The sequence below is a fragment of the Caulobacter sp. LjRoot300 genome (assembly GCF_964253875.1).
Classification (GTDB): Bacteria; Pseudomonadota; Alphaproteobacteria; order Caulobacterales; family Caulobacteraceae; genus Caulobacter.
Genome location: NZ_CAXUSA020000002.1, coordinates 543,352 through 567,275, shown reverse-complemented (window position 1 = coordinate 567,275; position 23,924 = coordinate 543,352). Strand labels below are relative to the sequence as shown.

Here is a 23,924-nt window from a genome sequence, read left to right as displayed (position 1 = left end):
GATTTAACTCATGGCGGTTGTGCAGTTATACGAGCAATTCAAATTCGACGCCGAAGGTTCGTCGAGCAACAATTTCCTGAAGTCGGTGCTTACTGGCGGCTATACGATTAACGCCAATACGTCGTCGTCGTGGATTATAAAGCTGAACTTCTCGTCGGGGGGCGCCAGCTATATTGGCTTCTTCCCCTCGGACGGCGCGGCCTTCGTGCCCGGTCCGACTTCGCAAAAGGCCCCCCCCGCCGGCGTGGTCGACGCCATCGTCGCCTACGACTCGAGCGGCGATGTCATCGCGATCTTCACCGAGCTCGCCGGCGGGGGCTTGCAGGCTTCGGCTTATCTGAACAGCGCCGTCGGGGTGACCGCGAGCGACGACCTGCTGCTGGGATCAACCCAAGGGGACATCTTTGCGGCCGGCAACGGGGACGACATCCTGTTCGGCGACAGCGGCGACGACACGCTTCGCGGCGGGGCGGGCGACGACTTCATCCTGGGCGAGGCCGGGGCCGACACCCTGACCGGCGGCGCGGGGGTCGACACCTTCGGCTATTACAAGGTCACGGACTCCACCCTCAGCAGCCAGGATTTCATCACCGATTTCCAGACCGGCGTCGACAAGATCGATCTATCCGACCTCGATGTCACCAACTACAGGATCGGAACGGCGGGAGGCTTCACCTTCGTCGATATCACGCTCTTGGGTAGCGTCATGAGCATCAAGGTCGCGGGTCAGGTCAAGGACTCCGACCTGATCCTGTCCATTCCGGGCGAGACCTATACGGGCACGGCGGGCGCCGACACGCTGACCGGCGGTGTTGGCGAGGATACCTTGAAGGGCGGCGGGGGCGCCGACACGCTGACCGGCGGGGCTGGAGGCGACATCTTCGTCTATGCGGTCGCTTCCGACAGCAAGCCGGACGCCTACGACATCATCACCGACTTCAAGACCGGAGCGGACCAGCTGGACCTGGCTAGCGTCCAGCCGACCGAGGTGTCGCTGGTCCGTTCGGGCGAGACGACCTTCGTGTTCGTCAACGCGCCCGGCGGCCCGATGACCATCGCCGCCAACGGCGACGTCAACGGCTCGGACGTGCTGACCCACGACGGCCACGGCGTTTACATGATCGGCGACGGGGCGGCCAACACTCTGGTCGGCGGAGCCACGGGCGACGTCATCCAGAGCGGCGCGGGCGACGACGTGATCGTCGGCGGCGGCGGCGGCGACGTGATCTTCGGCCAGGCCGGGGCCGATACGTTCAAGTACCTGGCCGCGAGCGACTCCAACAGCGCCGGACCGGACGGGATCTATGGGTTCGAGACCGGCGTCGACAAGATCAACCTGGCGGCCGTTGCGCCGACCGAGGTGTCGCTGGTCCGCAGCGGCGGCTCGACCTTCCTGTTCGCCAACACGCCTGGCGGGGCCATGCAGCTGGCGACCGTGGGCTACGACCTGAACGGGGCCGATCTGCTGGGCCTGACGCGAGGCGTGTTCATGATCGGCGACGACACGGCCAACACTCTGGTCGGCGGGGCGCTCAACGACGTGATCCAGGCCGGCGGCGGCGGCGACGTCGTGCGCGGCGGCGATGGCGGAGACGCGATCTGGGGCGGGACCGGGGCCGACGTCTTCAAGTATGCGGCGGCCAGCGACAGCACCAGCGCCGGAACCGACAGCATCTTCGACTTCCAGTCGGGGGTCGACAGGCTGGATCTGACCGGGGTGCGCACAGGGGCTAGCGATGTCTATGGCGTGCTGTCCTCGGGCGGTTCGACCTTCGTCTTCGTCGATCTGGGCGGCGACGGCGTCGGCGACATGACCATCCAGCTGACCAACACCGCTTCGCTCCAGGCCGGCGACATCCTCTTCTAGGACCGGCGGGACGGGACCGTTTCGGGCGCCGGCCTGCCCGGTTCCGCCCCTACATAGCGCGCCCGGGGGCGGATCAGCTTGCCGGTCTGCAACTGCTCGATGGCGTGGGCGTGCCAACCGGCCATGCGCCCCACGGCGAACAGGCTGAACGGAGCGTCGGCCGGCAAAGCCAGGGTCTTGGCCATGGCCATCAAGGCGAAGTCGATATTGGGCGGAAGGCCAGTGGCGGCTTCGGTCTCGCCGCGCAGTTCGGCCAGGATCGCCGGGACCTTGAAGGCGTCCAGCAGGGCCGCCGCGCGCGGGTCGCCGTCGGGATAGAGCGGGTGGCCGAAGCCGGGCATGGCCGAGCCCTGGGCCAGGCGCTCGGCGACCGCCCGCGCCGGTCCGCGCCGCTCGGCCTCGTCGACGAACATCTCCACCCGCGCCGCCATGCCGCCGTGCAGGGGCCCCGACAGCGCCGCCAGCCCGGCCAGGGACGCCGCCGCCAGGGAGGATCCTGTCGAGGCGGCGACCCGCACCGCGAAGGTCGAGGCGTTCAGTTCGTGGTCGGCCAGCAGCACCAGGGCCCGGCGGACCAGATCGGCGCCCGAGGCGTCCAGCGCCCAGGCCTCGGCCAGGCGCTGGTGGATCGGACCCTCGCCAAGGGATCCGGCCACGGCGTCGGCGGCGGCCTCCAGCAGGCCCGCGGCCTCCATCGCCAGGGCCAGCGGCGCGCGGCCCCGGGCCGGCGGGTCGATCCCGGCGCGGACGGCCAAGGTCGAGAACAGTCGGGCGCGCGGCGTCTCGCCCTTCTTAGGCTTCTTAGGTTCGGGCCCCGTGAGCGGCGCGCCGTGGCCGCCGCGCAGCAGGCGGGCGACCTGCTCCAGGCTGTGCATGCGCGCCAGGTCGACGGCGTCCTGACCGCGATAGAACAGTCGGCCGCCCTCCACCGTGGTGATCGCCGATGGCAGGACCGGCTCGCCCCAGGCGATGGCCTCGGCCGCCACGTCGGCGGCCCGCCGGCCGCGAGCCTTCTTCGCCGCCAGGGCCGCGACGTCGGAGGCGCGATAGAGGCTGCGGCGCGGATCGTCGGGATGGGCCGTCGCGCCCACTCGACCCCGGCTGACATAGGCGTAGAGGGTCTGGGCCCGCACCCCCAGCGCCGCCATCGCCTGTTCCGCGTCGATCCAGTCGGCCATTTATATTGATTACATTGATCAAGATTGACGATCAAGCCTCGGAAGCGTGGATTGCGGGTCGAAAGGAGACCTCATCCATGTCCAAGGGTCTTTCCGCCGTTCCCGCCGCGAGCCCCGTCGCCGAAGGCCTGGAAGGCGTTGTCGCCGCCCACACCGTGCTCTCCGACGTCGATGGCCAGGCCGGCCGCCTGACGATCCGCGGCTACGCCGTCGAGGACCTGGCCCATCGGGCCAGCTTCGAGGACGTCGCCCATCTGCTGCTGGACGGCTTCTTCGACGCCATGCCGTCGGACCTGGCCCCGGCCCTCGGCGCGGCCCGGGTCCGCGCCTTCGCCGAGGTCGCCGCGCTCGACGAGGGCTTGGCCCGGCGTGATCCGGTCGAGGCCGTCCGAGCCCTGATCGCCCGCCTGCCGGACGGCGACGGCCTGGACACGGCCCTGCTGCTGATCGCCGCCCCGGCCGTCTTCACCCCAGCCGTGCTGCGGATCGCGGCAGGCCAGCAACCCGTGGCCCCCGACCCGACCCTGTCGCACGCCGCCGACATGCTGGCGATGACCCGCGGTGCTCCGGCCACGGACGGGGAGGCCAGGGCGCTGGACGCCTATCTGGTCACGGTCTGCGACCACGGCCTGAACGCCTCGACCTTCGCCGCCCGGGTGGTGGCCTCGACCCGCGCCGGCCTGACCTCGGCCGTGCTGGCCGGGATCTCGGCCCTGAAGGGCCCGCTGCACGGCGGCGCGCCCGGCCCGGTGATCGAGATGCTGGACGCCATCGGAACGCCCGACAACGCCCAGACCTGGCTTCTTGGAGCCCTGGCGCGCGGCGACCGGCTGATGGGTTTCGGCCACCGCATCTATCGGGTCCGAGACCCGCGCGCCGACGCCCTGAAGGCGGCGATCCGCCAACTGGCCCAATCTCGGACTAATTTGGCCTCGAACGCCGTCCCCGGCCGCCTGGCCTTCGCCGAGGCGGTGGAGCAGGCCGCCCTGCGGATCCTGCGCGACCACAAGCCCGACCGGCCGCTGGACACCAATGTCGAGTTCTACACCGCCGTGCTGCTGGAGGCCCTGGGTCTGCCGCCCGCGTCGTTCACCTGCGTGTTCGCCATGGGCCGCACCGCGGGCTGGATCGCCCACGCCCGCGAACAGCTGGCCACCGGCAAGCTGGTGCGCCCACAGTCGGTCTATGTGGGGCCGAGGACCAAGGCGGCGGCGTAGAGAACGAGTTGGGGACAGGCACATGTGCCTGTCCCCGTCCGCATCACCGCTCTCGCGAGTCGTTCGCGCTGTGGCTGTGCGCTCGGCCTTGCTAAAAGGCCGTTATGTCCGCCCCCGCCCTGACCGCCGCCGAATCCCTGGTGCTGACCCGCCGGGTCACCGCCCTGTCGGTGGGCGTGGCGGCCGTGCTGATCGCGATCAAGGGCGCGGCCTGGCTGGCCGGCCATTCAGTGGCCATGCTGGCCTCGCTGGCCGACAGCGGTCTGGATCTGGTCGCCTCATTGGTGACCTTCTTCGCCGTGCGCTACGCCGCCGCGCCGCCAGACGCCGAGCACCGCTTCGGCCATGGCAAGGCCGAGGCCTTCTCCAGCCTGACCCAGGCGGGCCTGGTGTTCGCGTCCGGCGCCTTGATCGGCCAGGAGGCGATCCGCGGCCTGCTCCATCCCCGGCCGATCGCCGCCGAGGGGCTGGGTATTGGCGTGATGGTCGTCTCGATCCTGCTGACCCTGGCCCTGATTCGCGCCCAGGGCGAGGTGACCCGGCGCACCCGCTCGGTGGCGGTGTCGGGCGACAAGGCCCACTACGCCGCCGACCTGGCGTCCAACGCTGTCAGCCTGGTCGGCATCGCCGCCGCCGGCTTTCTCGGTTTGACCTGGGTGGACGCCGCCGCCGGCCTGATCGTCGCCGCTTGGCTGGTCTGGGGCGCGGTCGGGGTGTTCCGTGAGGCCAGCCACCAGCTGATGGACCACGAACTGCCCGACGACGACCGCGCCCGGATCCTGGCCCTGCTGACCGCCGACCCCCGGGTCATGGGCGTGCACCAGCTGCGCACCCGGGCCTCCGGACCGTTCGTCCACGTCCAGGCCCATCTGGACTTCGACGCCGAGACGCCCCTGGCCCTGGCCCACACCCTGATGGTCGAGGCCGAGGCGCGGATGCTGGAAGCCTTCCCGGCCGCCGACATCCTGCTCCATCCCGACCCGCGCGGGGTGGCCGAGCCGCATGGCGGGGCGTTCGGCGACGTCGAGCAATTCTAGGGTTGACCACACTCGGCCTCGGACACGAAACTTCGTCCTTCGACAGGCTCAGGATGAGGTTTCTACCGCTACGGCCCTGACATTGGTCCACATCCTGGGCTTGTCGAAGGACGAGGGCCACGCTCCGCGTTTGAAGGCCGGTGGGACCTAAGGCTTGCCCAGAAGCCCATGCAGGGCCAAATGGCGCATCTTGCAAGACAACGAGCGACCCGCCTGATGGACGACACCCTGGCCAAGCTGCCGCGAGCCTTTTCGGGCGCCACCGTGCTGGTGCTGGGCGACGTCATGCTGGACCGCTTCGTCTATGGCGCGGTCGACCGCATCTCGCCCGAGGCCCCGGTGCCGGTGATCACGGTCGAGCGCGAGGCGGTGATGCTGGGCGGGGCCGGCAACGTGGCCCGCAACGTCGCGGCCTTGGGCGGGCGGGCGGTGCTGGTGGGCGTGGTCGGCGACGACGACGCCGGCCGGGTCCTGACCGGCCTGATCGACCGCGAGCCCAGCCTCGACTCGGCCTTGATCGTCGACGCCCGCCGCCGCACCACCGAGAAGACCCGCTACATCTCCGGCTCGCACCAGATGCTGCGCGCCGACCGCGAGGACCGGGGCGAGGCCGACGGCCAGGCCCTGCTGGCGGCGTTCAACGCCCACCTGCGCGAGGTCGACGTGGTGGTGCTGTCCGACTACGCCAAGGGCGTGCTGACCCCGGTGGTGCTGAAGGCCGCCATCGCCGCCGCCAACGCCGCCGGCAAGCCGGTGATCGTGGATCCCAAGAGCCGCGACTTCGCCCGCTATGACGGCGCCACCCTGATCAAGCCCAACCGCCGCGAGGCCGCCGAGGCCACCGGGGTGACCGGCGCCGGCGACGAGGCCGCCGCCGAGGCCGCCGACGCCATCCTGGCCGGCGCGCCCAACCTGGCCGCCGCCCTGATCACCCGGGGCGGGGCGGGCATGACCCTGGCCGTGCGCGGCGAAGCCCCGGTCCACCTGCCCGCCACCGCCCTGGAAGTGTTCGACGTCTCCGGGGCCGGCGACACGGTGGCCGCGACCCTGGCGCTCTCCCTTGCCAAGGGTGCGCGTCCGCTGGACGCCGCCCGCCTGGCCAACCTGGCGGCGGGCCTGGTCGTGGCCAAGCTGGGCACCGACGTGGTCACCGCCGACGAACTGGTGGGGCTGGCCCATGGCGAGCACGCCGATCCGGTCGCCGACAAGATCGCCGACCTGGACGGAGCCCTGGCCGTCGTCGCCGGTTGGCGGGCCCGGGGCTTGAAGGTAGGCTTCACCAACGGCTGCTTCGACCTGCTGCACCCCGGCCACGTGTCGCTGCTGGCCCAGGCCAAGGCTGCGTGCGACCGGCTGATCGTCGGCCTGAACACCGACGCCTCGGTCCAACGCCTGAAGGGTCCGACCCGGCCGGTGCAGAAGGAGAGCGGCCGCGCCACGGTGCTGGCCTCGCTGTCGGCCGTGGACCTGGTGGTGCTGTTCGACGAACAGACCCCGCTGACCCTGATCCAGGCCTTCCGGCCCGACGTGCTGGTCAAGGGCGCCGACTACACGGTCGAGACCGTGGTCGGCTCGGACGTGGTGCTGGGCTATGGCGGCAAGGTGGTGCTGGCCCAGCTGAAGGCCGGTCAGAGCACGACCAACCTGATCGGCCGGATGAACGCCAAGGCCTGATCCGTGCTCGATCGGTCGCGGCGCCGGGAAACCTTACGAATTCCCTTAATTCGGCCGCGAACTCGGCCGATGACCGGCGTTCAGCAAGCTGTTGTTAAGCAAAGCGGCGCATCGATCGAACGATGCAGCCTGAATGCGCGTGGGCATGAGCGTCGAACGAACCCTTCACCATTTCCCCCTTGACCCGGCCTCGCGCCAGGTGCGCCTGGCCTTGGGCGAGAAGCGCCTGCCGTTCGTCGAGGCGCAGGTGCGCTACTGGGAAGGGCCGGCCGAGTTCCTCAAGCTCAACCCGTCGGGCGTGCCGCCGGTGCTGGTCGAAACGCGCCACCAGCGCACCCTGGTGATCGCCGAGAGCCGCGCCATCCTCGAGCACATCGAGGAGCAGGAGCCCGAACCGGCCCTGCTGGGTCGCGAGCCGGGCGAGCGGGCCGAGGCCCGGCGCCTGCTGCAATGGTTCGACCGCAAGTTCGACAACGAGGTCAACGGCTTCCTGCTGCACGAGAAGATGGAGAAGCGCCTGCTGCGGCTGGGCGCGCCGGACCTGTCGTCGTTGCGTCGGGGCCGCGACGCCCTGCGCCAGCACCTGGACTATGTCGAAGGCCTGCTGAACACCCGTGACTGGCTGGCTGGCCGGCGGATGAGCCTGGCCGACTTCGCCGCCGCCGCCCATTTGTCGGTGATCGACTATTTCGGCGACGTACCGTGGAAGGACTTCCCGGCGACCAAGACCTGGTACATGAAGCTGAAGTCCAGGCCCGCCTTCCGACCCATCCTGGCCGATCGCTGGCCGGGCCTGGCGCCGGTCGCGCACTATGACGATCTCGACTTCTAGGCGTTCCGGCGCGTAAGACGGTTGGAGCGTATCCCTCCTCCTGAGCCTGTCGAAGGACGAGGGCGGTCCACAGATCGGTCAGCCGAGTGTTCCCAGATCCCCTCCACCCCAATGAAGCCTTGCGGGACGAGATCCGCGCCGAGGCCCTGCGGCTGGGCTTCGACGCGTGCGGTTTCGCCAGCGCCAGCGACGCCTGGCCCAACGGCGGCTGGCTGCGCGACTTCGTGGCCGAGGGCTTCCACGGGGCCATGGGCTGGATGGAGGAGACGCTGGACCGCCGCGCCCATCCCACCGCCATGTGGACCGACGCGAAGACGGCGGTGGTGCTGGGCGTCAACTACGGTCCCGAGCACGACCCGCTGCTGGCGCTGGAAGACCCGACCCGCGCCGCGATCAGTGTCTACGCCCAGGGCGATGACTATCACGAGGTGATCAAGAAGCGGCTGAAGGCCCTGGCCCGCTGGATGCACGGCCGGTTCGGCGGCGAGGTGAAGGTGTTCGTCGACACCGCACCGCTGATGGAAAAGCCCCTGGCCCAGCGCGCCGGCCTGGGCTGGCAGGGCAAGCACACCAACCTGGTGTCGCGGCAGTTCGGCTCGTGGCTGTTCCTGGGCAGCGTGCTGACCACCCTGGACCTGCCGGCCGATCCGCCCGAGCGCGACCATTGCGGTTCCTGCCGCGCCTGCCTGGACATCTGCCCGACGGGGGCCTTTCCCGCGCCGAACCGGCTGGATGCGCGGCGCTGCATCTCCTACCTGACGATCGAGCTGTCGGGGCCGATCCCGGTCGAGTTCCGCGAGGCCTTGGGCAACCGCATCTATGGCTGCGACGACTGCCTGGCCGTCTGTCCGTGGAACAAGTTCGCCCGTCTGTCCGGCGAGATGGCCTTCCACGCCCGCGAGACCCTCAAGGGTCCGTCCCTGGCGGACCTGGCCGGGCTGGACGACCCATTGTTCCGCGCCCTGTTCAGCAAGAGCCCGGTCAAGCGCATCGGCCGCGACCGCTTCGTGCGCAACGTGCTCTACGCGATCGGCAACAGTGGGGACGCGGCGCTGATGGCGGCGGTCGAGCCGCGACTGGCCGATCCCTCGCCGACCGTGCGCGGCGCGGCCGTTTGGGCGGCGCGGCGGCTGCTGGACCCGGCGGCCTTCGCGCGGTTGGCGGCCGAGGCGGCCGAGCAGGCTCCTGAGGTCCAGGCCGAATGGACGAGGGCGTCTTGAAGCCGAGCTACCTGTCATCGGCCGCTGACTTGATCGGCGGCGTCGAGACTGGAAAGCGGCTCAGTCTTCCGTGCTCAGCTCTTTCGGGGCCGCGGCGGGGCCGAGGGCGTCGCACATTCGCGCGGCGACGACCGTCGGGGCGAGGCGGCGCTGGATCATGGCCCGTGCCTTGGCGCCCAATTGCGCGCGCCGGCCGGGGTCGTCGATCAGCTCGATCAGGGCCTGGCCGGCGGCCTGGGTGTCGGCCTCGGCCCACAGGCCGCCGGCATAGATGCCCTGGCCGTCCTCCACGGCCCGCAGTTCGTAGGGCACCAGGACGGCGCAGTCGTTGTCCATGAAGTCCAGGTTCCCGGACCAGGCGGTGGCGACCACGGCCTTGCCGGCGGCCATGGCCTCAGCGGGAAATAGCCCGAAGCCCTCCGAACGATGCAGGGACAGTAGGATGTCGCAACTGGCCAGAAGTTGGTCGCGCTCGGCGGCGCTCAGCGTCTCCGTCATCAGCACCACGTCGCCGTCGTCGCCGATCGCGTCCCTCAGTTGGCGCAGCGGCTCGGGGGCGTCGGCGCCGCCGACCGTCTTGAACACCAAAGTCGCGGGTCGCCGCGCACGGGCCTTGGCGCGCCGGAAGGCATCCAGAGCCGCCAGCGGGTTCTTGCGGGCGATGGTCGAGCGGAAGTCGAAGGCGCACAGGACGATGGTCTCGTCACCGAATCCGAAGCGCCCACGAGCCGCGGGCGTATCGTTCAGCGGCACGGCGATGGGCATGACGCGGACCTTAACCCGCCGCGGCGCAGCCCGGCGGACAGCGTCGGCGGTGAATTCCGAGAGGGCCCAGACCTCGTCGACATAGCGGAACGCCGGCTTCCACAGGGCCGGAATCTCGGAAAGCTCCCAGGCCCAATAACCGATGACGTACTTGCCCTCGAACGCCGCCGCCCCCGTCGTGCTGATCAGGCGAATCAGCTCGGGCGGGTTCATCTGGGCGATCAGCATGCCTGGACCCGGCGCGGGCGGAGTCGGATCGCCCGCCGACAGGCGTCGCGCGTGACCCATCAGTTCGGAAATGTCCCAGGCTCCCGCCCCCACGCCGGCGTCGCTCAAGGCCAGGGTCGTCGAACGGACAGCCTCGCCCAGGCCGAGGACGGCGCCGTGGAAACCGGCGACGGTGATCGGCGCGACGCGCGGCGGCCGCGCGCGGCGGCGCCAACCGTAGAGGCGGTAGGCCCTGAGCGCGGGCAGGCGCGTCGAAACCGCCTGGCTGAACGCCGGCGCATGGCGCCAAGTCAGGTCGCGGAGATATTTCATTACGATCACTGTACCTGAGACGGGTCGAGCTGTGTTAGCCAGTTCCTCCGCTTGGCTTCAATAGAACAGTCGTGTCCATGGGTTCGCCGCCGCTCGTCAGCGTGATCATCGTCTCGTATCAGAGCGGTCCGACGTTGACGCGATGCCTGGAGGCGTTGCGGGCCCAGACCTTCACCGATTTCGAGATCCTGTTGGTCGACAACGCCTCGAACGACGGCGCGCCCCAAGCCGCCGTCGCGGCGGATCCGACCCTGCGTTTCCTGCAGCCCGGCGTCAATCTCGGCTTCGCGGCCGGCAACAACCTGGCGGTCCGGCAGGCCAAGGGGCGCTGGTTGGTGCTGCTCAACCCCGACGCCTATGCTCGGCCCGACTGGCTGGAGGCCCTGCTCGCGGGCGCCGCGCGCCATCCCGAGGTCCGCTGCTTCACGTCGCTGCAGATGGTGGCCGACGAGCCGGGCCTGATGGACGGAACGGGCGATGTGATGACCTCCGCCGGCATCCCGTACCGGGGCGGCTATCGGCGGCGCCGGCCGCCGAACCTGCCGGAGGGCGAGGTGTTCTCGGCCTGCGGCGCGGCGACCCTGATCGATCGCGAGCTGTTCCTGGGCGCGGGCGGATTCGATGAGCGGTTCTTCTGCTATTGCGAGGACGTCGATCTGGGCTATCGCCTGCGGCTGGCCGGCGAGCCGACCTTGCTGCTGCCGACGGCGGTGGTCGAGCATGTGGGCTCGGCCAGCACGGGAGTGCGGTCGGACTTCGCGATCTTCCACGGTTCGCGCAACCGCGTCTGGACCTTCATCAAGAACACCCCGCCGCTCTTGCTGTGGCTGACGACGCCTCTGCACGTGGCGGTGACGGCCGGCCTGCTGCTGCTGCATTGGCGGCGGGGCGACGCCGGTCCGGTGGTGCGCGGGATCCGAGCCGCCTTCCAGCGCCAGGCGCTGAGCCCGATCCTGGCTTCGCGGCGTGAACTGCAGGCCGGTCGCAAGGTCGGGTCCTGGGCCATCCTGCGGGCCATGGCCATCGATCCGGCGGCCTTTGTCGGCCGGCGGATCGTCATCCGCCGCCACCGGTCGCCGAAACCGGTCACGCCCGTGAAAGGTCCTCGATCAGCCGGCGCATGAAGGCCGCGCCGCGCTCCATCTGGCTGACCTCCACATATTCGTCGGGCTGGTGAGCCTGGTCGATCGAGCCGGGGCCGCAGATCACGGTCGAGAAGCCCGCGCCCTGGAACTGGCCGGCCTCGGCGGCGTAGGGCACGACGCGCGGCGGGCCGTTGTCGCCGGCGATGCGGCGGGCGAAGGTCTCGGCCGCCCCGTCGACCTCGGGGGCGAAGGCCGGGGTCATCGAGCGGGTCTCGACCACGACGCCGCCCTCGGGGGCCTTGGCCTTGACCTGGCCGTCCAGCGCGTCGGCCAGGGCGAAGAAGTCGGCCAGGATCTCCCTGGGCTCCAGGCCCGCGGGAACGCGCAGGTCGAAGATGAACACGCATTCCCGGGCCAGGATGTTGACCGCGGTGCCGCCGTTCACCTGGCCGACGGTCAGGGTCGCGCCCTTGGGGGTGAACGGCGAGGCCGGGTCGGCCTCGCGCTCCAGCCGCTCGGACAGCTCGACCAGGTGGTTCATCAACTTGATGGCGACCATGTTGGCCGAGACGCCCAGGTGGGTCAGGCTGGAATGGGCCTCGCGGCCGGTGACCGTGACGCGGAAGCTGGCGATGCCCTTGTGGCCGCGCACCGCGACCATGTCGGTGGGCTCGCCGACCACCACCAGGGCGGGGCGGGGCAGCTCGCTGGCGATCACCGCGATCATGTCCGGCGCGCCCAGGCAGCCGACTTCCTCGTCATAGGAGAAGGCCAGGTGGACGGGGCGGTCGAGGGCGGCCTGGGCCAGGTCGGGCGCGGCGGCCAGGGCCAGGGCCAGGAAGCCCTTCATGTCGCAGGTCCCGCGACCGTAGAGCCGGCCGTCGCGGGGGGTCAGGACGAACGGGTCGCTGCTCCAAGGCTGGCCGTCGACCGGCACCACGTCGGTATGGCCCGACAGCACGACGCCGCCCGGGACCGTCGGGCCGATGCTGGCCAGCAGGTTGCTCTTTGTTCCGTCGTGATTGGGCACTCGCCGGGAGGCGACGCCGAGATCCGACAGATAGGCCTCGACCCATTCGACCAGGGCCAGGTTGGACAGCCGCGAGGTGGTGTCGAAGGCCACCAGGGTGGCGAGGATGTCGACGGCGCGGGCGGCCAGGACTTCGGACGAGGCGATCTGCGGGGAACGAACCATGGCGCGACCCTAGCCCGGCGGCCGGCGCGCGCCTACCGGCAGCCTGGTCCAGGCGAGCAGTTTCGCGTTCTAATGCCTGGACGACAAGCGGAGACGCGCCATGATCGACCTCTACACCTGGACCACCCCGAACGGCCGCAAGATCCCCATCGCGCTCGAAGAGCTGGGGTTGGAGTACCGCACGCACCCGGTCGATATCGGCCAGAACCAGCAGTTCGCGCCGGATTTCCTGGCCATCTCGCCCAACAACAAGATCCCCGCCATCGTCGACCATGACCCGCCAAGTGGATTGGGGGACGGGCCGCAGTCGGTGTTCGAGAGCGGGGCGATCCTGGTCTATCTGGCCGAGAAGACCGGAAAGCTGCTGGCGGCTTCGGGCCGGGCCCGGGTGGCGGCGCTGGAATGGACCTTCTGGCAGGTCGGCGGGCTGGGGCCGATGGCGGGCCAACTGGGCTATTTCGCCCTGCGCGCCCCCGAGCCGGTCGAGCTGGCCATCGACCGCTTCGCCGACGAGGTGCGGCGGTTGCTGGGGGTGATGGAAGGGCGGCTGGAGAAGGTCCGCTACCTGGCCGGCGACGACTATTCGATCGCCGACATCGCCAGTTTCGCCTGGACCCTGGCGGCGCTGGAGACCCTGGAGAAGATCCAGCCGGACCGTCCGCCCCTGCCGGCGGTGCGCGCCTGGCTGGAGCGGGTCGGTGAGCGGGCCGCTGTGCGACGCGGCATGGCCGTGCCCAAGGTGTGAAGGGGACCGCCCCTAGGCGGGCGGGCGTTGCTTGGGGGCCTGGATCTTCGTGGGCAGGACGTCGATCAGTTCGATGCGGAAGATCATCACGCTGTTGCCGGGGATCGGGCCCTTGTCCTCGGCGCCGTAGCCCAGTTCCGGCGGGACATAGAGCGTCCATTCGTCGCCGGGCCGCATCATGACCAGGGCTTCCTTCCAGGCTGGCACCAGGCCCTGCAGGGGGAACGAGGCGGGCACGCCGCGCTCGTAGGAACTGTCGAACACCGTGCCGTCGACCAGCTTGCCCTCGTAATTGACCTTGACCTCGTCGGTCGGCGCCGGCTTGGCCCCGCCGGGCGGGCCGGAGCGGACGACCTTGTACTGCAGGCCGTCGGCCAGGGTGACGACGCCGGGCTGCTTGGCGTTCTGGGCCATGAACGCCTGGGCGGCGGCCAGGCTTTCCTGCTGCTTTTTGCTGGGGCCGCAGGCCGACAGGGCCAGGGCGGCGCCGAGGGCGATGGCGGCGAGGACGAAGCTTAGGGGGCGGACCATGGGACGGCGGACTCCGACGAGCATTCGTCCGTGCTAGACCAATTCGCGCTCGTCCGCGCGCCGATTTTCGGCAGCCACAAGCTTGGCCGGAGTTTGAGACGCGCAGTCACAGAACAGTGGTGGCGCCCGATCGCAGCGCGCCCTAGAAACCGTCCGCACCAGTGACCGCTCACGAGGCCTTCATGAAACCCGTCCGCAAAGCCGTCCTTCCCGTCGCAGGCTTCGGCACCCGAGTCCTGCCGGGCACCAAGACGACCCCGAAGGAGCTGCTGAACGTCGTCGATCGGCCGATCCTGTCGTACATCGTCGAAGAAGGCCGCGCCGCGGGCATCGAGCACTTCGTCTTCGTGACCGGGCGCAACAAGGGCGCGATCGAGGACTATTTCGACCACCAGGTCGAGCTGGAGGCCGCCTTGGCCGCCAAGGGCAAGACCGCCCTGCTCGAAGAGCTGCTGGGCGAGTTGCCCCGGCCGGGCGAGATGAGCTTCGTGCGCCAGATGGCCCCGCTGGGCCTGGGCCACGCGGTGTGGTGCGCCCGCGACATCGTCGGCGACGAGCCCTTCGCGGTGATGCTGCCCGACATGGTGATGTCGGCCAGCAAGCCGGCCCTGGCCCAGGCCATCGAGGCCTATGACCAGAAGGGCGGCAACATCGTCGTGGTCGAGCCCGCCCCCGAAGGCATGGCCCACCAGTACGGCATCGTCGCGCTGGACGGCCAGGACGGCCGCCTGAACCGCATGACGGGCATGGTCGAGAAGCCGCCGAAGGGGACCGAGCCCTCGAACCTGTTCATCTCGGGCCGCTACATCCTGCAGCCGGAAATCTTCGACCTGCTGGAGAAGCAGGGCAAGGGCGCCGGCGGCGAGATCCAGCTGACCGATTCGATGCTGACCCTGCTGGAAAGCCAGGATTTCCACGCCCTGGAGTACGAGGGCGAAACCTATGACTGCGGCGACAAGATCGGCCTGCTGCGAGCCAATGTCGCCCTGGCCCTGAAGCGTCCGGACCTGGCCGACGCGGCGCGGACGATGATCAAGGGGCTGCTGTAGGACCCTCGTCGGCCTCGCGGCCGATCGAGAGTCCCACGAAAGGCGGCTACTTCAGCGGCGTGGTCGAGGTCGGCGCACCGTTGTTGACGTTGCCGTCGACCTGGTTGTTGCCGTACGAGATCAGCTGCCCGCTGCTCTGCGGGTTTAGGCCCGTGGTGTTGCCGGTGACGGTCGACGAGCCGAAGATGATCGACGCCGTCGAGCCGTTGGCGTTCAGGCCGTTGGTGCCGTTGTTGGCCGCGATCGACTGATTGAGCATGATGGCGACCGGCGAGGCGGTGGTCGTCAGGGCGATCACGCCGCCGAAGCCGTTGCTGACGAAGCTGCCGCCCGTCACGGTAATCTTCACGCCGGCCGCAGCGGCCGTGGCCCCTTCACCGCGGATCCCGAAGGTGTTGCGGGTGAACTGGCTGTTGGTGATCGTGACATTGGCCGACCCCGTCCCGCCGGTCGGGCGGACGATGAGCCCGCCGCCGGTGGTCGTGGCGATGGTGCCGTTGTTGGTGATGTTGCTGTCGATCACGTGCAGCACGCTGGCCCCGGCCGGCGAGAAGTCGATGCCGAACCCGGCGTTGGCCCCGGCGATGTCGCATTGGTCGACGATCAGCGCCGCGCCGGCCAGGAAGCGGATCCCGTTGACGCCGGTGCCGGCGCCTTGGATGCCGATGCGGCGCAAAACCACGACATCGTTGACGCCGGCGTTGATCGTCACGCCGTTCGTGCCTGCGTTGAGGATGCCGCCATAGCCTTCCGGCCCGTTGATGGTGATCGCCTTGGTGACGGTCACCGCGCCGAAGCCGCCCGGATCGAGCACGTCGATCTCGCCGCCGGCCGCGGTCTTGGAGATGGCGCCCGCGAAGGTCTTGCAGGGCGCGGTGCGACTGCAGGGGTTGACGTCATCGCCGACGCCCGAAACCCAGGTCCTGGTCGCCTGGGCATGGGCGCTGGAGCCGATCAGCGTGGCGGCGACGAGCGCCCCCAGGAAGCATGACTTGATCTTGGAGATGGTCATTCAGCGGTCCTCTTTTGGGCTAATGGGACGCCGAGCGGGTCAGGCGGCGGGTCCCCCTTTCACGCGAACTTCACCATAAGACATCTTGCAACGAGAGTGTCGAGCCATATTCTACCCGGAGGGGAGTCTTGGACTGGTGAACCCGGGACGGCTGGTCGGAGGCCGCGCGTGGCTGATTCTTTGTGGGGAGACACGGCGGAGGGGTGGCTGCTGGACCGCAGCGCCAACCGCCGCCTGCCCGTGTTCCACGGCCAGGACGGCCGGCTGCTGGCCAATCCCCGCCAGGGCGACGGTCCGCCGGTGGCGATCATCTCGATTCCCAAGGCTGGCACCTACCTGATGGCCCTGCTGCTCGAACGCCTGGGCTACCAGGACACGGAGCTGCACGTGTCCCAGGCCTTCCTGACCGACTACCGGCGGCTGTCGATCGCCGAGAAGCGCGGCCGGGGCTTTGCCGAGCGCAACTACGCCCTGCCGATCGGCGCCAGCGCCCAACTGGTCGGCGATGGGCAGTTCCTGGTCGGCCACCTGCGGCTCGACGACGACGCCCGGCGGGCCCTGATCGGCTTCAAGAAGGTGTTTCTCTATCGCGACCTGGTCGACGCGACGCTGTCGCACCTGCGATTCTTCATCGACACGGGGCGCGCCGACCCCCAGGCCTGTTGGGCGTCGATGCAGCCTTCACCGGCCCAGGTCCTGGGCTTCCTGAAGGATCACAGCGGCTACCTGTTCGACCTGGCCTATAGGCCGATGATCGGCTGGCTGGACGAGCCCGACCTGTTCGCCATCTCGTTCGAGGAGTTGGCGGGAGATCATGGCGTCGAGCACCGTGCGGCCCGCCTGCGGGACCTGGCGGCATACCTCGGCGCGGAGGACGACCTGGAGACGCTGCTGACGACCCAGGTCATGGGGCGGGAGACCAAGACCCTGTCCAGCGGCCGCACGCGGGCCGAGCCGTATCTGGACGAGGCGGTCCGCCAGGCTTTGCGCGACCTGGGCCTCAACGCGCTGCACGCCCGGCTGGGCTATCCGCCGGTCTGAGGCGAGCGGCTACACCGCCCGCGGCGGGTAGCCCTTCTCGCGCAGGGCGTCCATGACGTCCTGGGTGTGCTGGGCGTCGCGGGTCTCGATGGTGATGTCGAACTCCGCGCCCTTGGCCGGCACGTCCAGGGCCAGACGGTTGTGGTTCACCTCGATGATGTTGGCGCCCATCGAGCCGATGACGCTGGCCACGGTGGACAGAAGGCCCGGGCGGTCGTCGCCGACGATGCGCAGGGACACCAGCCGCTGGGCGCGCACCAGCTCACGGGTCAGGACCGAGGCCAGCAGGCGGGTGTCGATATTGCCGCCGCACAGGATCAGGCCGCACTTCTTGCCACGGAAGCGCTCGGGATAGGCCAGCAGGGCCGCCAACGAGGCCGCGCCGGCCCCTTCGGCGATCGTCTTCTCTACATTGCAGTAGAGCGCCACGGCCTGCTCGATGTGCGGCTCTTCCAGCAGCAGCACGTCGTCGATCAGCGGCCGGGCGACGCCGTAGGTCAGCTCGCCGACCGTCTTGACCGCGACGCCCTCGGCGATGGTCTGGCCGCCGCAATGGGCGGCGACGCCGCGCATCTTGGCGGTGAACGAGGGATACATGGCCGGCTCGCAGCCGATGATGCGGATGTCGGGCTTGACCGCCTTGGCCGCCGTGGCCACGCCGCTGATCAGGCCGCCGCCGCCGATCGGGACAGGCAGCACCTCCAGGTCGGGCGCGTCCTCCAGCATCTCCAGCGCGATCGTGCCCTGGCCGGCCATGATGTCGTAGTCGTCGAACGGATGGACGAAGGTCAGGCCCTGCTCGGCCTGCAGCTTGCGGGCGTGGGCGGAGGCGTCGTCATAGGTCTCGCCCTCGATGACCACAGTCGCCCCGAAGTCGCGCGTATGCTGCACCTTCACGAACGGGGTGGTCTTGGGCATGACGATGGTCACTGGCACGCCCAGGCGGGCGCCGTGATAGGCCAAACCCTGGGCGTGGTTGCCGGCGCTGGCGGCGATGACGCCCTGGGCCTTCTCGGCGTCCGACAGGAGCATGAGCTTGTTGAGCGCCCCCCGCTCCTTATAGGCGGCGGTGAACTGCAGGTTTTCGAACTTCACCCACACTTCCGCGCCGGTAATCTTCGACAAGGTCCGGGAATAGCGGCACGGCGTGCGCTCGATCTGGCCGGCGAGGCGAGCCGCGGCGGCACGGATGGTGGTGATGTCGAGGGTCATCGAGAGCTTTGCGGCTGCGAGCAAGGGCGCGGAACTTAGCCGCGACGGGTCCGCCCGGCAATGCGCGGCCCTCGCCCGCGGAACGAGGGTCGCGGCGTGGGGCTAGGCCAGGGACATGTTTCGCCAAAGCTGTGACCCGTCCTTGTAGGTCAGGCCGGTCAGGGTGGGTGAGTCGGCCATGCCATAGAAGCGGCAGGGCTTCTCGCGAAACAGCTTCCAGTTCTTCCGGATCAGCAGGTCGATCAGGTCGCCTTCGATCTTCCGGTTGTGGGTGCCTACGGTCATGCAGCGGACCTTGGAACAGAAGAAGTCGATCGCGTTGCTGATCAGCTCCCACTCCGCGCCCTGGATGTCGATGTGCATGAAGTCGATGACGGCATAGGGCGCGCAGAGGTCTGGGATCGAGATCGCCGGCACGCGTTCGTGGTCGAACACCTGGCCACGATAGTCAGCGGTCTCGCCGCCTGAGCGGGTGACCGCCAGGCCGGCGTCCTCGATCGAGGCGTTGCGCGGGAAGAACAGGGTCTCCTTTCGCCACCAGCCGGCGGCGCGCAGGGCGTGCACGGTGACCGTCCCGGTGGTGGCGGTGGTGGCGTCGACCGACGGCAGCAGACCGTTCTCGAAAAGATGCGACTGCAGCCCCAGGAAGCGCTTCTCGTCCGCCTCGATGCCGATCGAGGTGACCTTCTCGAAGCCCTTGCGCTCGGCCAGCTTGGCCATCAGCGCGGTCCACGGACCCCAGCCGGCGCCGACCTCGATGAAGGTGAAATCGGGGCCCAGGGCGTCCTTCAGGGCGATGCCGACCGACGCGTATTCGATGCCTTCAGCCAAATAGGTGTCGTCAGGGAACGGCGGCTGGGTAAGCACTTCGCCGCCCCGGTGCGCCGCCCAGGCCATGCGGTCGGCCCGCGTGTGGACGCCAAAGAAGTCGGTGATAAAGCCCGGACGAACCTCGCCCGCCACGCCGAGCGCCGCGACGCGCTCAAGGTCTTCAATCTCGTAGCCGCGATAAATTTCGTCTTCGCAGACTTGCGGGAAACGCGTTTCGGCGCCGGTCTCGTTCATCAAATTTCCAATCCACTCTATCGGATCCAAGTTTCCGAACCGGTAGGTCCCACTCGGACGTCAGGCCGACAACAAGGTCTCGAGGGCGATCTTCAGCGCGCCGGGATCGACGATGATGTCCCGGTTGTGCACGTTGCCGAACGAAGAATAATCGACGCCTTCGACCACCTCTTCGTCCACGGAGATCACCTGGTGGCGTAGGCCGCAGACCACGGCCAACTCCGAGAACATCCGCGCCAGGCCTACCGATATGTTGCGAGGGTTCTCGAGCAGCAGCATCCGACAGTCGGGCGGCGAGAAGATCATGTTGGCCAACCCGGCTCCATGCACCCCGATGACCGCCTCGGCCTGCGAGAACAGGCGGATCTGTTCGATGACGCTGAGATCCTCGAGTATGACCGGCTCGAAGCCGTACGTCAGCAGCAGCGGCTCGATCACGTCGATATTGGCGATGCGCCGCTTGGGAGTGTCGAACTTCTGCCGACTGATGAAGATCCTTCGCCGACGCGTTTCCGTCGGTTCGTCCGACGTCAGGCCAGCCATCACCTTGCTGGCGAATTCCCTGACGATCTCGGGATAGTATTTCGTCTGCGGAAGGAACGAGACGAGGATCGCCTCTTCTAGTTGGTAGTCATACGCGTCGTCGGCGAAGAAGATCCGCTCCTGGGGAACGCCAAGCGCCAGCAGGAACGAGCGATAGGGCTCGATCGCCGCCCGATGGTCGATCATGAACTTGACCGAGGGGTCGTGGAACACTTCGGGGGCTAGCCGCTCGAGCACCAAAAGGCGCGGGCACCAGTTGAAGAGCCAATGATAGTAAGCGTTGTCGACAGGGCCGCCGATCACGACGTGCTTTCCCGGGAGGGGTATCACCCGGTCTGACTCGAACGTGTAGCGCCCATCGTCCGTGCGCGGTCTCAGATTGAACCAGGCCGCGGCGTCGACATAGATCTGGTTCAGGAACAGCCTGTTCTTGAATGCGTCGATGCTGACATAGCAACTGGAGACTATGGCGTTCGGCACGCTGAAGGTGACCAGCGGCGCTTCCTCGGCCTGACCCGAAGGCCAGTCGACCACGGCGGTCGAGACCTGCCTGTGGTTGGAATAGTCCCAGGCGATCTCATGATCGGCGATGATCACGCCCTCGGTGCGAACCGAGCGGGCCTGCCCCATTCGAAGGGCGCGTTCCTCGAGCCGGCCCCAGGGTGGGGCAGTGTCGAGCGCCACCGTGTCGAGCCTGTTGACTAACTCGAAGCTGGCCTGGCGGTCGCCCATGATGCTGTGTAGTTGCTTCGCGCCGGCCTGACCGGGATCGAGCGGGCTGACCAAGCCAGTCAGGCTGTCGACTACGCCCACCGCGCCGATCAGGGCGACCAGGCGGTCCAAGAGCTCTCCGAGTTCGAGATTGTTCGCTTCCAGTTCGACGTCGGTGAAGCGCAGGAGCACGAGCGGATTGCTGGCGGCGAGCGAGGCCCGGGCCCCCTCCAGACTCCGCAGCGCCTCGACCACGGGCACGGCGGCTTCGATCAGATCGATGTCGCCGAACGTCGCGTGGCTCTCGTCGATCGTGGTCCCGCCTTCGCGACCTGAACCGAAGGTGTCGGTCACAATGGCGATCCGGTCGTCCAAGCCGTTCAGGGCGAAGGTTTCACGGAGATTGGCGACCAGAGAGGGTGACGCCTCGGAAATCCAAATCCTCGCCTGCTGATAGTTGTCGTGGATGGAAAAGGCGCCGGTCCCAATGCCGCCGCCCAGGCACAAGGCCTTGGAAACGGGCAGGTTCTCGCGATTCCTGTGGAGCAGGTTGAACAGGGCCGACTTGTCGTGGCCGGGCAAAGCTTGGAACCGCCAATCGTCGTGGGGACCGACAATGTTGTAGGGCTTCAGCAGTTGAAACGTGCGCACTACCATTTCCTGGTCAACGAGCATTATGCGGCTTGGTCCAGCTTGAGCAGAGCGCGAACATCGTTCGCTAGGGTGCTGTCGGCGAAACCTCGATCCCAATACACGGTTTCACGCAAAAGCAGATCTTTCTTCTTCAGCTTCAACGATGGCTGTTTGAAGACCTGCGCGATCGCTCGACGGAAGGTTTCGGGGGTGTCAGCTATGACCACGCCCGGCGCATCGCGAAAAGCGTCGAAGCCGCGCATCGCCGTGCTCGTGGCGATCACGTGCTTGTTCGACGCCAGCGCCTCGGCGGTCTTGAGATTGCTGCCGCCGCCAAACTGGATCGGCAGCAGGACAACATGGCAAGCGGCCTTGAGCGCTGAAAGGTCGTCGTCGGAAATATCGGGAAAGAAGTGCAGGCGCTCGCTGTTAGCGATCAGGAAGCGCTGGTACTGGCGACTATTGAAGATGCCGTCCGAGACGCCCCCGCACACGGCAAAGCGCTTTTCGGGCGGCGCCATGTAGAGGCCCCCGTCAGCGACGAGATTGCAGAAACCCTCGATATTGGGCGGATAGGCGCTGCCCACGAACAGCGCGAACGGCTTGTCGCCGAAGATTTTACGCTGCGCCGGGGTGAGGACGGCGTCGCCGGGCGACCGCTGCACGCCATTGGGCACCACGTGGACGGGGGTGTCGTCGGTCAAGGCGCGATATTGGGCCGCGTCGCTCTCGGAGACGGCGACGATGAGATCCGACGCCTCGATCACGTCGCGCTCGAGTTCCAGGATCCGCTCTCCGACCTCCGCGGCCCGTGCTTCGGGCACGCCGCTGCGTCGAAGGATGTCCACCTTCAGCGGCGCCTCCCAGTTGTGGGAAGAGTAGAAGAGTTTCACGTCGGCCAGCAGGCCCTCGTCGCGCAAGACGCGCACCAGCGGCCACATGAAAGGATGGTCCAACTGGATCGCGGCGGGTCGGACGGTTTCGATCACCTGTCGAAAGTGGGCGAGGCCGGAGCCTGTGGCCGCGAAATCGCCCGAGAGGATGTCGTCGACGAACGGAACGCCGTTCCAGCGCGGATCGACGTGGCCGAGCTTCAGGTCATGCCGGCCGACCTCGTGCGCCTGATAGGGTGGCGACTGGTAGATCGAGGCGGACTGGAAATCCAGGCCGAGTCCACGATAGAAATCGCCGAAGGCCGCGACGCGTCGCTGGCCGCCATGGCGAGGCGCGGCGATCGGATAGGTCGTGAGGCTGAGGATCGCGGGCATCACGCCACCAGCTCGGGAAGTTGTTCGAAGAACCGACGCGAGGCCATGTCCCAGGTCACGGGCGAGAAATCCGCCTCGATCCGTTCTCGATGCTTGTTCAGCAGGTCCGGGTCGTTGAAGAAGGCCGCCATCGCCTCCGCCCAGCCAAAGATGTCCAGCGGGTCCTTGTAGACCACGAAGGATTGTCCGACCTCGCGCAGCGACCCCGCCGAACTAGAAATGCAGGGCTTGCCATGGCCCAGCAGTTCGGAAACCGGCAGGCCGTAGCCCTCGTAGAACGAGGGGAAGATGCCGAAATCGGCGCCCTGGTACAGCGCGCGCAACGTCGCGTCGTCCACCGAGCCAGTCACCACGATCGTGTCGCTGGTGACGGGATTGGCGCCGATCTCGTGCATCAGTTCGTTGATATTCCATCCTGGTCGGCCGACGAAGACCAAGCGGCAGGTTTGCGGGTCGATTTGACCCGTCTCGATCCCGTGCGCCCAGGCTTGATAGGCGACACGGTGGTTCTTGCGGGGTTCCAGCGTGGACACGAAGATCGCGTAGCGTTTTCCGATCAGGGCGCCGGGAACGTTGGCGACGGCGTCGACGGCGCGCGGCAGATCGCTACCCAGCGGGAAGCTGCGCGTCGGCGGCGGCGTGACGCCCAGTCGTCGGCAGTGGTCCAGCAGGTCCCTCTGAGTGGATTCCGAGATGCACATGAAGCCGTCCGACAACCAAAGCAGCTCGCCGAAATAATCGTGCAGCAGCTCGACATAGCCCGGCACCAGGAAGTGCGGCATCAGCAGCGGAATGACGTCGTAGACTATCGCGACATAGCGGAAGTTTTTCTTCTGCTTGAGCCGGTAGAGTGCGCGAAGGTCCTTGTGTTCCCAGTCGAGACCGCCCGAAATCACCGTCACGTCAGGCGACAGGACCACGTCTCCGTCGCAGACCTGGGAAAGGGGCAGCACGGTCGGCTTTGACGTGACATCCAGTCTTCCCCGCGCCTCGTGGGCTCGGATCTCCGCGATCTGTTCCAGGCTGAAGGACAGGCCGCGCAGGCGTTGGACCTGTCGGTAGACCCGTGGAAACCTCAGCACGAGGTCGCGGACTTGGCGGCGCAGGCTGACGGCGGGCGCGGTCTCCGACAGAGGGCTGACATCCTGATCGAAATTGACCCCGACTCGGCCTTCGATGATGTCCAGCGCCGCCTCGGGGGTCAGGATGCGGAAGCGGTTCTCCGACTTCACATAGACGCAGTAGCCGATGTCGCCTTGGAGATGGGCCATCGCGCGGCGTGCTAGTTCGCGTTCAACACGAACGATCCCAACGCTATGGCCCGACCACCGCGCGGATGTGGTCAGGTCAAAATAGAACTGCAAAGTCGCATCCCCTGAGCAAGCTTGGCCTGATATGGAAACCCGACCGTGGCGCGCAGCGCTTCCATCCGCCAGCCCCGCTGGTCTTTGCCACAGTTCCCCGGGGGAGTGAAGCCTTCGCGCCCGAGCCTGCCTTCCGGTTC

20 protein-coding genes are annotated in these 23,924 nt (G+C 68.2%); 10 read left to right on the top strand and 10 right to left on the bottom strand.

What is annotated here, in order from left to right:
• The first annotated feature begins 10 nt into the window (after nt 1–10).
• A complete protein-coding gene (locus ACSQ2G_RS07980) occupies nt 11–1,867 on the top strand; it encodes a calcium-binding protein (RefSeq protein WP_436029779.1) in 1,857 nt (618 codons plus the stop codon).
• Here the strand turns inward: ACSQ2G_RS07980 and ACSQ2G_RS07975 are convergent.
• On the bottom strand, nt 1,864–3,045 hold the full coding sequence (locus tag ACSQ2G_RS07975; protein ID WP_436029777.1) for a citrate synthase: 1,182 nt from the start codon (nt 3,043–3,045) through the stop codon (nt 1,864–1,866). The two genes, ACSQ2G_RS07980 and ACSQ2G_RS07975, sit on opposite strands and share 4 nt — an antisense overlap.
• Before the next feature lie 77 nt (nt 3,046–3,122).
• Here ACSQ2G_RS07975 and ACSQ2G_RS07970 point away from each other — a divergent pair, with 77 nt between their 5' ends.
• The 5 genes from ACSQ2G_RS07970 (at nt 3,123) to queG (ending at nt 9,025) form a co-directional block, all read left to right on the top strand.
• A complete protein-coding gene (locus tag ACSQ2G_RS07970; RefSeq protein WP_436029775.1) occupies nt 3,123–4,262 on the top strand; it encodes a citrate synthase/methylcitrate synthase in 1,140 nt (379 codons plus the stop codon).
• Between the two features lie 104 nt (nt 4,263–4,366).
• Complete coding sequence (locus ACSQ2G_RS07965) at nt 4,367–5,299, top strand: cation diffusion facilitator family transporter (RefSeq protein ID WP_436029773.1); 933 nt, start codon at nt 4,367–4,369, stop codon at nt 5,297–5,299.
• A gap of 216 nt (nt 5,300–5,515) precedes the next feature.
• Nucleotides 5,516–6,973 carry a D-glycero-beta-D-manno-heptose-7-phosphate kinase gene (gene rfaE1 / locus ACSQ2G_RS07960; protein ID WP_436029771.1) on the top strand — a complete coding sequence of 486 codons (1,458 nt, stop codon included), beginning with the start codon at nt 5,516–5,518 and terminating at the stop codon, nt 6,971–6,973.
• A 145-nt stretch (nt 6,974–7,118) separates the two neighbouring features.
• Nucleotides 7,119–7,805, top strand: coding sequence for an FtsZ-binding protein FzlA (fzlA, locus tag ACSQ2G_RS07955; RefSeq protein ID WP_310086456.1), 687 nt, complete (start codon nt 7,119–7,121; stop codon nt 7,803–7,805).
• A gap of 86 nt (nt 7,806–7,891) precedes the next feature.
• A complete protein-coding gene (gene queG, locus ACSQ2G_RS07950) occupies nt 7,892–9,025 on the top strand; it encodes a tRNA epoxyqueuosine(34) reductase QueG (RefSeq protein WP_436029769.1) in 1,134 nt (377 codons plus the stop codon).
• Nucleotides 9,026–9,085: 60 nt separating this feature from the next.
• Here queG and ACSQ2G_RS07945 read toward each other — a convergent pair whose 3' ends face one another.
• On the bottom strand, nt 9,086–10,330 hold the full coding sequence (locus tag ACSQ2G_RS07945) for a glycosyltransferase family 4 protein (RefSeq protein WP_436029768.1): 1,245 nt from the start codon (nt 10,328–10,330) through the stop codon (nt 9,086–9,088).
• Between the two features lie 77 nt (nt 10,331–10,407).
• On the opposite strand from ACSQ2G_RS07945, the gene ACSQ2G_RS07940 reads away from it, so the two are divergent.
• Nucleotides 10,408–11,454 carry a glycosyltransferase family 2 protein gene (locus ACSQ2G_RS07940; RefSeq protein WP_436029767.1) on the top strand — a complete coding sequence of 349 codons (1,047 nt, stop codon included), beginning with the start codon at nt 10,408–10,410 and terminating at the stop codon, nt 11,452–11,454.
• On the opposite strand, the gene argE is transcribed toward ACSQ2G_RS07940, so the two are convergent.
• The gene (gene argE / locus ACSQ2G_RS07935; RefSeq protein WP_436029765.1) at nt 11,417–12,610 is read right to left on the bottom strand and encodes an acetylornithine deacetylase; all 1,194 of its coding nucleotides are present in this window, start codon (nt 12,608–12,610) and stop codon (nt 11,417–11,419) included. The genes ACSQ2G_RS07940 and argE overlap by 38 nt on opposite strands.
• Nucleotides 12,611–12,710: 100 nt before the next feature.
• Between argE and ACSQ2G_RS07930 the strand changes: the two genes are divergently transcribed.
• Complete coding sequence (locus ACSQ2G_RS07930) at nt 12,711–13,355, top strand: glutathione binding-like protein (protein WP_436029763.1); 645 nt, start codon at nt 12,711–12,713, stop codon at nt 13,353–13,355.
• 12 nt (nt 13,356–13,367) lie between these two features.
• Here the strand turns inward: ACSQ2G_RS07930 and ACSQ2G_RS07925 are convergent, their stop codons facing one another.
• Nucleotides 13,368–13,886, bottom strand: coding sequence for an FKBP-type peptidyl-prolyl cis-trans isomerase (locus tag ACSQ2G_RS07925; protein WP_436029761.1), 519 nt, complete (start codon nt 13,884–13,886; stop codon nt 13,368–13,370).
• 182 nt (nt 13,887–14,068) lie between these two features.
• Here ACSQ2G_RS07925 and ACSQ2G_RS07920 point away from each other — a divergent pair, with 182 nt between their 5' ends.
• The gene (locus tag ACSQ2G_RS07920; protein WP_436029760.1) at nt 14,069–14,935 is read left to right on the top strand and encodes a UTP--glucose-1-phosphate uridylyltransferase; all 867 of its coding nucleotides are present in this window, start codon (nt 14,069–14,071) and stop codon (nt 14,933–14,935) included.
• Nucleotides 14,936–14,981: 46 nt separating this feature from the next.
• Here ACSQ2G_RS07920 and ACSQ2G_RS07915 read toward each other — a convergent pair whose 3' ends face one another.
• Nucleotides 14,982–15,947 carry a hypothetical protein gene (locus ACSQ2G_RS07915; RefSeq protein WP_436029758.1) on the bottom strand — a complete coding sequence of 322 codons (966 nt, stop codon included), beginning with the start codon at nt 15,945–15,947 and terminating at the stop codon, nt 14,982–14,984.
• A 168-nt stretch (nt 15,948–16,115) separates the two neighbouring features.
• Here ACSQ2G_RS07915 and ACSQ2G_RS07910 point away from each other — a divergent pair, with 168 nt between their 5' ends.
• Nucleotides 16,116–16,988, top strand: coding sequence for a hypothetical protein (locus ACSQ2G_RS07910; protein ID WP_436029756.1), 873 nt, complete (start codon nt 16,116–16,118; stop codon nt 16,986–16,988).
• Between the two features lie 9 nt (nt 16,989–16,997).
• Here ACSQ2G_RS07910 and ACSQ2G_RS07905 read toward each other — a convergent pair whose 3' ends face one another.
• The 5 genes from ACSQ2G_RS07905 to ACSQ2G_RS07885 form a co-directional block, all read right to left on the bottom strand.
• Nucleotides 16,998–18,200 (bottom strand): threonine ammonia-lyase, encoded by a 1,203-nt coding sequence (locus ACSQ2G_RS07905; protein WP_436029754.1) that lies wholly within the window; start codon nt 18,198–18,200, stop codon nt 16,998–17,000.
• Nucleotides 18,201–18,302: 102 nt separating this feature from the next.
• On the bottom strand, nt 18,303–19,265 hold the full coding sequence (locus ACSQ2G_RS07900) for an FkbM family methyltransferase (RefSeq protein WP_436029752.1): 963 nt from the start codon (nt 19,263–19,265) through the stop codon (nt 18,303–18,305).
• A gap of 60 nt (nt 19,266–19,325) precedes the next feature.
• Nucleotides 19,326–21,170, bottom strand: a complete 1,845-nt coding sequence (locus tag ACSQ2G_RS07895; protein WP_436029750.1) for a glycosyltransferase family 61 protein — start codon at nt 21,168–21,170, stop codon at nt 19,326–19,328.
• 23 nt (nt 21,171–21,193) lie between these two features.
• On the bottom strand, nt 21,194–22,420 hold the full coding sequence (locus tag ACSQ2G_RS07890; RefSeq protein WP_436029748.1) for a glycosyltransferase: 1,227 nt from the start codon (nt 22,418–22,420) through the stop codon (nt 21,194–21,196).
• Nucleotides 22,420–23,784 (bottom strand): glycosyltransferase family 4 protein, encoded by a 1,365-nt coding sequence (locus ACSQ2G_RS07885; RefSeq protein WP_436029746.1) that lies wholly within the window; start codon nt 23,782–23,784, stop codon nt 22,420–22,422. The genes ACSQ2G_RS07890 and ACSQ2G_RS07885 overlap by 1 nt, the downstream gene beginning before the upstream one ends.
• Nucleotides 23,785–23,924: the final 140 nt, after the last annotated feature.

What these genes read in the sequence shown, in the direction of transcription:
- ACSQ2G_RS07975 (WP_436029777.1), bottom strand. Translation starts at nt 3,045, where the DNA reads ATGGCCGACTGGATCGACGCGGAACAGGCGATGGCGGCGCTGGGGGTG.
- rfaE1 (WP_436029771.1), top strand. Translation starts at nt 5,516, where the DNA reads ATGGACGACACCCTGGCCAAGCTGCCGCGAGCCTTTTCGGGCGCCACC.
- ACSQ2G_RS07915 (WP_436029758.1), bottom strand. Translation starts at nt 15,947, where the DNA reads ATGACCATCTCCAAGATCAAGTCATGCTTCCTGGGGGCGCTCGTCGCC.
- ACSQ2G_RS07945 (WP_436029768.1), bottom strand. Translation starts at nt 10,330, where the DNA reads ATGAAATATCTCCGCGACCTGACTTGGCGCCATGCGCCGGCGTTCAGC.
- ACSQ2G_RS07890 (WP_436029748.1), bottom strand. Translation starts at nt 22,420, where the DNA reads ATGCCCGCGATCCTCAGCCTCACGACCTATCCGATCGCCGCGCCTCGC.
- argE (WP_436029765.1), bottom strand. Translation starts at nt 12,610, where the DNA reads ATGGTTCGTTCCCCGCAGATCGCCTCGTCCGAAGTCCTGGCCGCCCGC.
- ACSQ2G_RS07925 (WP_436029761.1), bottom strand. Translation starts at nt 13,886, where the DNA reads ATGGTCCGCCCCCTAAGCTTCGTCCTCGCCGCCATCGCCCTCGGCGCC.
- ACSQ2G_RS07980 (WP_436029779.1), top strand. Translation starts at nt 11, where the DNA reads ATGGCGGTTGTGCAGTTATACGAGCAATTCAAATTCGACGCCGAAGGT.
- ACSQ2G_RS07905 (WP_436029754.1), bottom strand. Translation starts at nt 18,200, where the DNA reads ATGACCCTCGACATCACCACCATCCGTGCCGCCGCGGCTCGCCTCGCC.
- ACSQ2G_RS07920 (WP_436029760.1), top strand. Translation starts at nt 14,069, where the DNA reads ATGAAACCCGTCCGCAAAGCCGTCCTTCCCGTCGCAGGCTTCGGCACC.
- ACSQ2G_RS07965 (WP_436029773.1), top strand. Translation starts at nt 4,367, where the DNA reads ATGTCCGCCCCCGCCCTGACCGCCGCCGAATCCCTGGTGCTGACCCGC.
- ACSQ2G_RS07930 (WP_436029763.1), top strand. Translation starts at nt 12,711, where the DNA reads ATGATCGACCTCTACACCTGGACCACCCCGAACGGCCGCAAGATCCCC.
- ACSQ2G_RS07900 (WP_436029752.1), bottom strand. Translation starts at nt 19,265, where the DNA reads ATGAACGAGACCGGCGCCGAAACGCGTTTCCCGCAAGTCTGCGAAGAC.
- fzlA (WP_310086456.1), top strand. Translation starts at nt 7,119, where the DNA reads ATGAGCGTCGAACGAACCCTTCACCATTTCCCCCTTGACCCGGCCTCG.
- ACSQ2G_RS07940 (WP_436029767.1), top strand. Translation starts at nt 10,408, where the DNA reads ATGGGTTCGCCGCCGCTCGTCAGCGTGATCATCGTCTCGTATCAGAGC.
- ACSQ2G_RS07970 (WP_436029775.1), top strand. Translation starts at nt 3,123, where the DNA reads ATGTCCAAGGGTCTTTCCGCCGTTCCCGCCGCGAGCCCCGTCGCCGAA.